The 11,065-nt window shown below is 63.3% G+C and carries 12 protein-coding genes and 1 tRNA gene; 10 read left to right on the top strand and 3 right to left on the bottom strand.

The features are described from left to right. The coding region (locus P8Y64_11900; GenBank protein ID MEJ2061166.1) for a lysine--tRNA ligase at window positions 1-605 on the top strand (605 nt) is incomplete at its 5' end. A 142-nt stretch (window positions 606-747) separates the two neighbouring features. Here the strand turns inward: P8Y64_11900 and P8Y64_11895 are convergent. Then, window positions 748-834: transfer RNA gene (locus P8Y64_11895), tRNA-Leu, on the bottom strand. A 76-nt stretch (window positions 835-910) separates the two neighbouring features. Here P8Y64_11895 and queA point away from each other — a divergent pair. The 5 genes from queA to secF are packed head-to-tail and all read left to right on the top strand — an operon-like array spanning window position 911 to window position 6,148. Next, window positions 911-1,774, top strand: a complete 864-nt coding sequence (gene queA / locus P8Y64_11890) for a tRNA preQ1(34) S-adenosylmethionine ribosyltransferase-isomerase QueA (protein ID MEJ2061165.1) — start codon at window positions 911-913, stop codon at window positions 1,772-1,774. Window positions 1,775-1,820: 46 nt separating this feature from the next. Beyond that, a complete protein-coding gene (gene tgt, locus P8Y64_11885) occupies window positions 1,821-2,936 on the top strand; it encodes a tRNA guanosine(34) transglycosylase Tgt (GenBank protein MEJ2061164.1) in 1,116 nt (371 codons plus the stop codon). Between the two features lie 44 nt (window positions 2,937-2,980). Further along, window positions 2,981-3,322, top strand: coding sequence for a preprotein translocase subunit YajC (gene yajC, locus P8Y64_11880; GenBank protein ID MEJ2061163.1), 342 nt, complete (start codon window positions 2,981-2,983; stop codon window positions 3,320-3,322). 18 nt (window positions 3,323-3,340) lie between these two features. Continuing rightward, a complete protein-coding gene (gene secD, locus P8Y64_11875) occupies window positions 3,341-5,200 on the top strand; it encodes a protein translocase subunit SecD (protein MEJ2061162.1) in 1,860 nt (619 codons plus the stop codon). A gap of 12 nt (window positions 5,201-5,212) precedes the next feature. Beyond that, window positions 5,213-6,148, top strand: coding sequence for a protein translocase subunit SecF (gene secF, locus P8Y64_11870; protein ID MEJ2061161.1), 936 nt, complete (start codon window positions 5,213-5,215; stop codon window positions 6,146-6,148). 82 nt (window positions 6,149-6,230) lie between these two features. On the opposite strand, the gene P8Y64_11865 is transcribed toward secF, so the two are convergent. Beyond that, complete coding sequence (locus tag P8Y64_11865; GenBank protein MEJ2061160.1) at window positions 6,231-6,578, bottom strand: hypothetical protein; 348 nt, start codon at window positions 6,576-6,578, stop codon at window positions 6,231-6,233. A gap of 97 nt (window positions 6,579-6,675) precedes the next feature. Next, entirely contained in the window at window positions 6,676-7,458 is a 783-nt protein-coding gene (locus P8Y64_11860) for an inositol monophosphatase family protein (protein ID MEJ2061159.1), read from the bottom strand. A 93-nt stretch (window positions 7,459-7,551) separates the two neighbouring features. On the opposite strand from P8Y64_11860, the gene P8Y64_11855 reads away from it, so the two are divergent. From P8Y64_11855 to P8Y64_11840, 4 genes are all read left to right on the top strand, one after another. Continuing rightward, the gene (locus P8Y64_11855; GenBank protein MEJ2061158.1) at window positions 7,552-8,331 is read left to right on the top strand and encodes an RNA methyltransferase; all 780 of its coding nucleotides are present in this window, start codon (window positions 7,552-7,554) and stop codon (window positions 8,329-8,331) included. 70 nt (window positions 8,332-8,401) lie between these two features. Next, complete coding sequence (gene cysE / locus P8Y64_11850) at window positions 8,402-9,178, top strand: serine O-acetyltransferase (GenBank protein MEJ2061157.1); 777 nt, start codon at window positions 8,402-8,404, stop codon at window positions 9,176-9,178. A 53-nt stretch (window positions 9,179-9,231) separates the two neighbouring features. After that, a complete protein-coding gene (iscR, locus tag P8Y64_11845) occupies window positions 9,232-9,711 on the top strand; it encodes a Fe-S cluster assembly transcriptional regulator IscR (GenBank protein ID MEJ2061156.1) in 480 nt (159 codons plus the stop codon). Between the two features lie 38 nt (window positions 9,712-9,749). Further along, the gene (locus tag P8Y64_11840; GenBank protein ID MEJ2061155.1) at window positions 9,750-10,976 is read left to right on the top strand and encodes an IscS subfamily cysteine desulfurase; all 1,227 of its coding nucleotides are present in this window, start codon (window positions 9,750-9,752) and stop codon (window positions 10,974-10,976) included. Window positions 10,977-11,065 lie beyond the last annotated feature (89 nt).

Here is an 11,065-nt window from a genome sequence, read left to right as displayed (position 1 = left end):
CGCAGGTGCCGTATCAGGGTGAAACCTACGACTTCGGCAAGCCGTTCGCGCGCATGAGCGTGCGGGATTCGATCCTGCATTTCAATCCGGACCTCAGTGTCAGCGATATCGACACGCTCGATGCGGCGCGCAAGGTGGCCGGGAAACTCGGTATTCCGCTCAAGGACAGCTACGGGCTCGGCAAGGTGCAGATCGAGATATTCGAAAAGACCGTCGAGCACCGCCTCAAGGACCCGACCTTCATCACGGACTATCCCACCGAGGTCTCGCCGCTGGCGCGACGCAACGACCAGGATCCGTTCGTCACCGACCGCTTCGAATTCTTCGTCGGCGGGCGCGAGATCGCCAATGGCTTCTCGGAGTTGAACGACTACGAGGACCAGGCTGAGCGTTTCCAGCGCCAGGTGCAGGAGAAGGAGGCGGGCGACGAGGAGGCCATGCACTTCGACGCCGACTACATCCGCGCCCTGGAGCACGGCATGCCGCCGACGGCGGGAGAGGGCATCGGCATCGACCGTCTGGTGATGCTGTTTACCGATTCCCCGTCCATCAGGGACGTGCTGCTGTTCCCCCACATGCGTCCGGAGGCGGCAAAGGGCGCCTGAACAGTCGCCGCGCTTTGGTTATCTCAGGCAAAAAAGTGGGACGGCAGGTTTAACCTGCCGCCTGCGTTGGACACGCACAGCCGCCGGCCAGGTGGCACAAAGCCGCCTGCTCAAGATGCGTTCATGAACGAAAGGGAATCTTTGGTGCCGGGAGCGAGAATCGAACTCGCACGGTGTCACCACCACCGGATTTTGAGTCCGGCGCGTCTACCAGTTCCGCCATCCCGGCGCGGAAGGGGCACAGTTTAATGCAACTGACCAAAGAGGCAACCATTGTCGATCGGCCGATGCTAACATCGCCCGCCATGCAGCTTGCCGACTTCGATTACGAACTCCCGCCGGAACTGATCGCCCAGCACCCGCCCGAGGTGCGGGGCGCCAGCCGGCTGTTGTGTCTGCTGCCGGGGCGTGAGGTGCTGGCGCATGTGCGGGCCAGCAAGGCGCCGCGCCCGGGTGCGATGCTGCTGCTCGAGGATGCCATCCAGGCGCGCGTGTTGGGACGCGACGAGGATCTGTTTCGTCTCGAGTTCGTCACCGACGAGGATGTGGTGACGATGCTTGAACGCCACGGGCACATGCCCCTGCCGCCGTACATCACCCGGCCGGATGCGGACGAGGACCGCGAGCGCTACCAGACCGTGTATGCGCGGCATGCCGGGGCGGTGGCCGCGCCGACCGCGGGCCTGCATTTCGACCAGGCCATGCTGGACACGCTGCGCGAGCAGGGCGTCGAGTTCGGCTACGTGACGCTGCACGTGGGGGCCGGCACCTTCCAACCGGTGCGGGTGGAAAATATCCATGAGCACCGCATGCATGCCGAGTACATCAGCGTCGGGCAGACCGTCGTGGACCAGATCACCGCCTGCCGGCAGCGCGGCGGCCGGGTGATCGCCGTGGGTACCACCACGATGCGCAGCCTGGAAAGTGCCGCGCAAAATGGTGCGCTGGCACCCTTCGAGGGGGACACGCGGCTGTTCATCACACCCGGATATGAATTCCACGTGGTGGATGCGCTGCTGACCAATTTTCACCTGCCGCAGTCGACCCTGCTCATGCTGGTCAGTGCCTTCGGTGGTTACGAGCATGTCATGGCCGCTTATCGCCATGCGGTCGCTGAACGGTACCGCTTTTTCAGTTATGGCGACGCCATGTTTCTGGCCAGGCGGTGAAAGGCCGGTCGAGAATGAATGATCCGATGCGAACGGAAAACGGCTAATGGAATTCGAACTGTTGCACCGGGACGGCCTGGCGCGTCGCGGTCGTCTGAATTTTCCGCGCGGCGTGGTGGAGACGCCGGCCTTTATGCCGGTGGGTACCTACGGCACGGTGAAGGCCATGACGCCGGAGGAGCTCACCGGGCTGGGCGCGCAGATTATTCTCGGCAACACCTTTCATCTCATGCTGCGCCCCGGTACGGAGATCATCCGCCTGCACGGCGACCTGCACGACTTCATGCACTGGGAAGGCCCGATCCTGACCGATTCCGGCGGCTTCCAGGTCTTCAGCCTGGCCGAGATGCGGCGCATTTCGGAACAGGGGGTGAAGTTCCAGTCCCCCGTGGACGGCAGTCCGGTGACGCTTACCCCGGAGTCGTCCATGCAGGTTCAGCGGGAGCTGGGCTCGGACATCGTGATGATCTTCGACGAGTGCACGCCTTATCCGGCGACCGAACAGCAGGCCCGCGACTCGATGTCCCTGTCGTTGCGTTGGGCGGCGCGTTCCAAGGCGGCGCATGGCGACAATCCTGCAGCCCTGTTCGGTATCGTGCAGGGCGGCATGTATCCCGAACTGCGTGCGGAATCGGCGGCCGGTCTGGTCGACATCGGCTTCGACGGTTATGCCATCGGCGGGCTTTCGGTCGGCGAGCCGGAAGCGGAGCGGCTGATGGTGCTGGATAGCACCATGCCGTTGCTGCCGCAGGATCGGCCGCGTTATCTGATGGGGGTAGGCAAGCCGGAGGATATCGTCGAGGCGGTGCGGCGCGGGGTGGACATGTTCGACTGCGTGCTGCCCACCCGTAACGCCCGCAACGGCCATCTGTTCACGCATGAGGGTGTGGTGCGCATCCGCAACAGCAGCTATCAGCATGACACGCGCCCGCTGGACGAGCACTGTGGCTGCTACACCTGCCGGAATTATTCCCGTGCCTATCTGCGTCATCTGGACAAGTGCGGCGAGATTCTCGGTGCGCGTTTGAACACGATTCACAACCTTTTTTACTATCAGGAACTTATGCGCGGCCTGCGCGAAGCGATCGCCGCCGACACGCTCGATGCGTTCGTGGCGGAGTTTTACCGCCTGCGCTCGAAATCCGTGCCGAGTGTGTCATAATGCCGGCCCTTTAAGCGCTGGCCCACAAGCCGAGGACTGTCAAAATGAGCTTCTTCATTCACGACGCGATGGCCCAGAGCGGAGCACCCGCCGGCCAAGCCCCCGCCGGGGGCGGTCTGTCTTTCCTGATCATGATCGTCATCTTCTTTGCGCTCATGTATTTCATGCTGATTCGGCCTCAGCAGAAGCGCGCCAAAGAGCATCGGCAGATGGTCGAGGGCCTTTCCAAGGGCGACGAGATCGCGACGAACGGCGGCCTGGTCGGCAAGATCACCAACGTCGGCGACAACTTCCTGACCCTCGAGATCGGCACCGGCGTCGAGATCAAGGTTCAACGGCAGGCCGTTGCGCAGGTCCTGCCCAAGGGTACCCTCAAATCACAATAATCCCACCCTCAGGTCCACATGAATCGATATCCCCTGTGGAAGTATCTGCTGATCCTGGCCGTGTTGGTGGTCGGGACCGTCTACGCGCTACCCAACCTGTACCCGGAAGACCCGGCCATTCAGGTATCCCCCAGCGGCTCCAGCGAGGTCACTGAAGGCACGCTGCAGACCGTCGAGAGCGTGCTGAAGCAGCAGGGGTATCAGTACAAAAGCGCCAAGCGCCGCGGCGACAGCCTGCTGGTACGGTTCAACGACACCGAGACCCAGCTGGCGGCCGTGGACGTGATCAAGGCCGCTTTGGGCAACGGCTACGTGGCGGCCGTCAACCTGGCGCCATCGACGCCCGAGTGGCTGCGGCTGTTCGATGCGAAGCCCATGTATCTGGGTCTGGACCTGCGCGGCGGCGTTTACTTCCTGATGGAAGTGGACATGCAGGGCGTGCTCAAGCGCTCCTACCAGAATTACGCCGGGGAATTCCGCAGCTTCCTGCGTGAAAAGAACATCCGCTATGCCGATGTCAGCGATACGCAGCGCGGCGTGGTCCTGAAATTCCGCGACGCCAAGAGCCGGGATGCCGCGGAGAACGCGCTGCAATCGCAATACCACAGCGAGCTGGCTTTCAGCTCGGCGCAAACCGATAGCGGCTTCGAGCTGACGGCGGCCATGAGCAAGCAGGCCCAGGCGCAGACCGAGCGCTTTGCGGTGGACCAGAACATGACCACCCTGCGCAAGCGCGTCAACGAGCTGGGCGTGGCCGAACCGGTGATCCAGCAGCAGGGCGTCAATCGCATCGTCGTGCAGCTGCCCGGGGTGCAGGACACCGCGCGCGCCAAGGAGATCCTCGGCGCGACCGCCGCGCTGGAGTTCCGCCTCGTCGACGAACAGGCCAACCCCTACGACGCGGTGCGCAGCGGCGAGATCCCGCCCGGCGACAAGCTTTATCACGAGCGCAATGGCCAGCCGATCCTGCTCAAGAATCGCGTCATGCTCACCGGTGACTACATCACCGACGCCTCGTCCGGTCTGGACCAGCAGAGCGGCACCCCGGCGGTGTTCATCACCCTGGACGGCAAGGGCGCGCGGCTCTTCTCCCGCGCCACACGCGAGAACGTCAAAAAGCTCATGGCGGTGGTCTATATCGAGACCAAGCCGGAAGTGAAAAAGGTCGGCGACAAGCTGATCAAGACCACCCGCAAGGTGGAAGAGGTCATCAACGTCGCCCGCATCCAGGAGCAGCTCAGCAAACGCTTCCAGATCACCGGCCTGGACAATCCGCGCGAGGCGCGCAACCTGGCGCTGCTGCTGCGCGCCGGCGCACTGGCGGCCCCGATGCAGATCGTCGAGGAGCGTACCGTCGGACCGAGCCTGGGCAAGGACAACATCGAGCAGGGCTTCAAGTCCGCGGTAATCGGCCTGATCCTGGTGGTGATCTTCATGGCCCTGTATTACCGGGTCTTCGGCCTGATCGCCAACCTCGCCCTGGTGCTCAACCTGGTGTTGATCGTCGCCATCATGTCGATGATACAAGCGACCCTGACGCTGCCGGGTATCGCCGGTATCACCCTGACCATCGGTATGGCGGTGGACGCCAACGTGCTCATATTCGAGCGAATACGCGAGGAATTGCGCAACGGCAATTCGCCGCAGGCGAGTATCCAGGCCGGCTATGAGCGCGCCTTCGGCACCATCGCCGACTCGAATATCACCACGCTGATCGCGGCCCTGATCCTGTTCATCTTCGGTACCGGTCCGGTGAAGGGGTTCGCGGTGACCCTGTCGATCGGTATTGCCACCTCGATGTTCACGGCCATCATGGGCACGCGCGCGGTCGTCAACCTGATCTACGGCAGGCGGCGCGTGAAGTCGCTGGCGGTTTAAGGAGAAAGGACGATGTTCCGTATCAACACGCACATCGACTTCATGGGTAAGCGTTACCTGTGGATGTCGATTTCAGTCACTCTCGTCCTGCTGTCCATCGTCGCCCTCGCGGTGCGCGGCCTGAACTTCGGTATCGATTTCACCGGCGGGACGGTGATCGAGATCGGCTACAGCAAGCCGGCCGCGCTCGATCCCATCCGCAAAGCATTGGATGACGCGGGTTTCAAGGATGCCAAGGCCACTCACTTCGGAACCGCTCAGGATGTGCTGATCCGCGTGGCGCCGCAACGCGATGAGGAGCGCTCCAAGATCGGCGACCGGGTGTTCCAGACCCTTCAGAAACAGGCGAAGGATGAGACCCTGACGCTGCGCCGCGTGGAGTTCGTGGGGCCGAGCGTAGGCAAGGAGTTGCGCGAGGACGGCGGACTGGCGCTGATCTACACCATTATCGCCATCCTGATCTATGTCGCGTTGCGTTTCGAATATCGCTTTGCGGTCGGCGCGGTGGTCGCGCTGGTGCACGATGTGACGATCACGCTGGGCGTGTTCGCCGTCACGCATCTGGAATTCGATCTTACGGTGCTGGCGGCCCTGCTGGCCCTGATAGGTTATTCATTGAACGACACCATCGTGGTCTTCGACCGCGTGCGTGAAAACTTCCGCAGGCGCCGCAAGGGGACGCCGCTGGAAATCACCAACGAGGCGATCAATCAGACCCTGTCACGGACCATTATCACCTCGTTGACGGTGGTGCTGGTGCTGGTTTCGATGTTCTTCCTCGGCGGCAGCGTCATCCACGATTTCGCGCTCGCGCTGCTGGTCGGTGTCGTGGTCGGTACCTATTCCTCCATCTATATCGCCAGCGCGCTGGCGCTGGTGATGGGGGTCAGCAAGAAGGATCTCATGCCCGTGAAGAAAGAGGGGGCTGATCTCGATGGCCGGCCCTGACCTGAGCCGCTGATCTGCAGCCAACAAAAAGGCCGGAGCTTGCTCCGGCCTTTTTGTTGGGTATCCACGCTGTCTGCATCGCTTATCCCTGGCGGGCGCGCTTTACCTCATCGAGTGGGTCGGGTTCGTCCATGCGCGGCAGGATGCGCGCGCACAAGGGGCTGACCTTGCGGTCCTGGCAGCGGTCGGCATCGGCGGCGCGCAATGTCAGCTGAGCCCAGACGATAGAAATAGCCCATAGCAGGACGCCCAGTCCGACCGTACCCCAGCTGATGCCAGCGGTCTGGAGTGGGCCGCCCAACAGGCCGTAAACAATGCCTACGATGCCCGTCAGCCAGAATACGCCTATGGGCGCCGCGCAACAGCCGGCGCAGCCGTAGCGGCACACGGCGAGCGGTGGAATGATGACCGCTAGGACGCTTCGCTTCATGTCGTGCTCCCCCTCCCCGGTGGCTCATCGATGAGACTTATAGGAGTATTTGACCTGTGTATAGCACAAGTCACACGGGGATGAAACCGGGCGGTATTCAGCGGGAGAGGGGTTTCAGCGCCTCCAGCATGGCCTTGAAGACCTTGGGGCCGGCGGCGACCACATTGCCGCTTTGCAGGTAATTCTCGCCGCCATCGGGTTCCGCGACCATGCCACCGGCCTCCTGGACCAGCAGCACGCCGGCAGCCATATCCCAGCTGTGCAGGCCGTATTCCCAGAAGCCGTCGAAGCGGCCGGCCGCCACGTACGCGAGGTCGAGCGCGGCGGAACCCGCGCGCCGTACACCCGCGGTACTTGGCAGCAGAACGCGCAGGGTCTCCAGGTAGTGATCCAGGTTCTGGGTTTCCCGGAACGGGATGCCGGTGCCGAGCAGCGCACCCTTGAGGTCCTTGCGCTGGGAGACCCGCATGCGCCGGTTGTTCAACTGGGCGCCGCCGCCGCGCGAGGCGGTGAAGAGTTCGTTTTTGAGGGGGTCGAAGATCACGGCATGTTCGATCCGCCCCCGATGCGCCAGGGCGATCGAGGTGGCGAACTGCGGAATGCCGTAGAGGAAATTGGTGGTGCCGTCGAGCGGATCGATGATCCAGGTGTATTCGCTGTCGCCCTGGCTGCCGCTTTCCTCGGCGAGAATGGCGTGCTGTGGGTAGGCGCGTTTCAGGATGCGGATGATGGCGTCCTCAGCCTGATGGTCCACCTCGCTCACGAAATCGTTGGCGGACTTGCTCCGGATGGTCAGGTTGTCGACACGGTCGATATGACGCGTGATAACATTCCCGGCCGCACGCGCGGCTTTCACCGCGACGTTTAACATCGCATGCATGCTGTTGCCTCAACCCGTTGTAAAAGAATAATCAGGCCGCGCAGGATACCAAATGCGCACCCGTTCGGGCAGACTCGGTAGCCACAAGACGCCATGAATTCCACCAGCGAAACGTCCCCGGAACGGTTGTCCCGTGTCCGCGTGGTCCTGATAGAGACCTCCCACCCCGGCAATATCGGTGCGGCCGCCCGGGCCCTCAAAACCATGGGGCTGGGCCGGCTGTACCTGGTGCGACCGGTGCATTATCCCCATGCCGACGCCACGGCGCGGGCCTCCGGGGCGGACGACGTGCTGGCCGGGGCCGTGGTCTGCGATTCCCTGGATGCCGCCATTGAGGGCTGTACCTTCGTGCTCGGCACCAGCGCCCGGCCGCGCAGTCGGGTCTGGCCCGAGCAGGAGCCCCGTACGGCGGCCGGTCAGGCGGTGAGCGAGGCCGCCGAAGGCGAGGTGGCGCTGCTGTTCGGCCGGGAGCGTACCGGCCTCAGCAACGAGGAGCTCGACCGCTGTCAGTTGCTGACCCGGATTCCCGCCAATCCCGACTACAGCTCGCTGAATCTGGCCTCGGCGGTGCAGATCCTGGCCTATGAGTGCCGGCGTGCCGCGCTGGGATTCGATGGGGCCGGACAGGATGCGGAGGTGCCGGATCTGGGCGAACCGCTGGCGCCCAGCGAGGACATAGAGGGCTTTTACGACCATCTGCAGACCGTGCTGGGCGAGCTGGGATTTCTGAAAACGGATACGCCCGAACACCTTATGCGTCAGCTGCGGCGCCTGTATGCCCGTACCCGGCTGACCCGCAACGAGGTCAATATCCTGCGTGGCATCCTCTCCGCGGTTCAGGGCCGCAAGCTGCCTCAACACAACAAGAAGTAGGGTGAACTGCAGCCTTGCGCGCACTCACTTATAATCCCCGCCCTTCCGTCGCTGCCAGATAAAACGACCTATGTTCACCCGCATCAAGGAAGACATCGCCTGCGTCTTCGAGCGTGACCCCGCGGCCCGGAACGTTTTCGAGGTCGTCACGACCTATCCGGGCCTCCATGCGCTGCTGATGCACCGTCTGGCCCACTGGCTGTGGGAGGCCGGGCTGCGCTGGCTGGCCCGCGTCACTGCCAATGTGGCGCGCTGGTACACCGGGATCGAAATCCATCCGGCAGCCAGCATCGGCCGCCGTTTCTTTATCGATCACGGCATGGGCGTGGTGATCGGCGAGACCGCTGAGATCGGCGACGACTGCACTCTGTACCACGGCGTGACCCTGGGGGGCACCAGTTGGGAGAAGGGCAAGCGTCATCCCACCCTGGTGGGGAACGTGGTCATCGGGGCAGGGGCCAAGGTGCTCGGGCCCATTACCATCGGCGATGGCGCGCGTATCGGCTCGAATGCCGTCGTGATCAAGGATGTACCGGACGGGGCGACCGTGGTCGGTATTCCGGGCCGGGTGGTGCGCGGTGCCGGCGCCGAGGCGCCGAGCCGGGAATCGTTCGCCGAGCGCCTGGGTTTTGACGCCTACGGCGTGACCCGCAACGTGCCCGACCCGGTGTCGCACGCCTTCAACCGCCTGCTGGACCATGTTCACGCGCTGGACCGGCGGGTGGAGGAAACCTCGCATGCGCTGCGCAAGATGGGGGTCGAGGTGGATGACAGCCGACTTCCCAAGATCGAGTCGGAGCTTGAGGACGACGATGGAGAAGGTCAGGGCAAAGAGGACAATACTTGACTAAAATGATCAAGTATTGTTAGGATGAATCACCAATATTTTGGGGCAAAAGGATGCGACTGACAACCAAAGGCCGTTATGCCGTAACCGCGATGCTCGATTTGGCGTTGCACAGTGCCAAAGGGCCCGTTTCGCTGGCCGAGATTTCCTCCCGCCAGGGCATCTCGCTGTCCTATCTGGAGCAGCTGTTCGCCCGTCTGCGCCGCAAGGGCCTGGTGGTGAGCACCCGCGGACCGGGCGGCGGCTACAGCCTGAGCCGCGAAGCAGGCGAGATCGCCATCGCCGAGGTGATTACGGCGGTGGATGAAAACGTCGATACCACGCGCTGCGGGGGCGCCGCCGACTGTCAGGGCCACAAGCAGTGCCTGACGCATGACCTGTGGTCGGATCTGAGTGCGCAGATCTACAATTTCCTGTCCGGGATTTCCCTGGGCGAACTGATGGCCCGCAAGGGCGTTCAGGAGGTTGCTGCCCGTCAGGAAGCGCAGAACAATCGGCACATCCCTATCGAATCCGCGCACGCCGAAGCCTGAGTATCGACTTCAAACATGATTTGCCATAAGGAATCAGCATGACCGACGACCTCAACCTACCGATTTACTTGGACTATGCGGCGACCACGCCGGTGGACGAACGGGTGGCGGAGCGGATGTGGGGCTACCTGACGCGCTCGGGTGAGTACGGCAACCCGGCCTCGCGCAGCCACGCCTTCGGCTGGAAGGCCGAGGAGGCGGTGGAAGCGGCGCGTGCCGAGATCGCGGCGCTGATCGGGGCCGACGCCAAGGAGATCGTATTCACCAGCGGAGCCACCGAGAGCGACAACCTGGCGCTCAAGGGGGCGGCCCACTTCTACCAGAAAAAGGGCAAGCACCTGGTCACCGTCAAGACCGAACACAAGGCAGTGCTCGACACCTGTCGCCAGCTCGAGCGCGAAGGCTATGAGGTTACCTACCTCGATCCTCAGCCCGACGGACTGGTCGACCTGGGGGCGCTGGAATCGGCGCTGCGTGAGGACACCGTGCTGGTGTCCGTGATGCACGTCAACAACGAGATGGGCGTCATCCAGGACATCGCCGCCATCGGCGAACTGACCCGTTCCCGCGGCATCCTGTTCCACGTCGACGCCGCGCAAAGCGCCGGCAAGGTGCCGATCGACCTGTCCCAGCTCAACGTCGACCTGCTGAGCCTGTCCGGGCACAAGGTCTATGGTCCCAAGGGTATCGGCGCTCTGTACGTGCGCCGCAAACCGCGCGTGCGCCTGGAAGCCCAGATGCACGGCGGCGGCCACGAACGCGGCATGCGCTCCGGCACCCTCGCCACCCACCAGATCGTCGGTATGGGCGAAGCCTTCCGCATCGCGCGCGAAGAAATGGGCACCGAAGCCGAACGCATCCGCATGCTGCGCAACCGCCTGCATGCCGGGCTGAACGACCTCGAAGAGGTCTACCTCAACGGCCACCCGGAGCATCACGTGCCCGGTATCCTCAACCTCAGCTTCAACTTCGTGGAAGGGGAAAGCCTGATCATGGCGCTCAAGGACATCGCCGTCTCCAGCGGCTCGGCCTGCACCTCGGCCAGCCTCGAGCCCAGCTACGTGCTGCGCGCCCTGGGGCGCGACGACGAACTGGCGCACAGCTCCATCCGCTTCAGCATCGGGCGCTACACCACGGTGGAAGAGATCGACTACACCATCGACCACGTGCGCCGCGCCGTGCTCAAGCTGCGCGAACTCTCCCCCCTGTGGGACATGTACAAAGAAGGCATCGACCTGAAAAGCGTCGAATGGGTGGCGCACTGAGCTGCCGCCCCAACTGAACAACGGAGGACCCCATGGCCTATAGCGACAAAGTCATCGACCACTACGAAAACCCGCGCAACGTGGGCAGC

The organism is Gammaproteobacteria bacterium (genome assembly GCA_037388465.1).
In the GTDB taxonomy this organism is placed as follows: Bacteria; Pseudomonadota; Gammaproteobacteria; order SpSt-1174; family SpSt-1174; genus JARRKE01.
The sequence above is the reverse complement of the archived record's forward strand: the minus strand, read 5'-3'. Positions and strand labels throughout refer to the sequence as shown.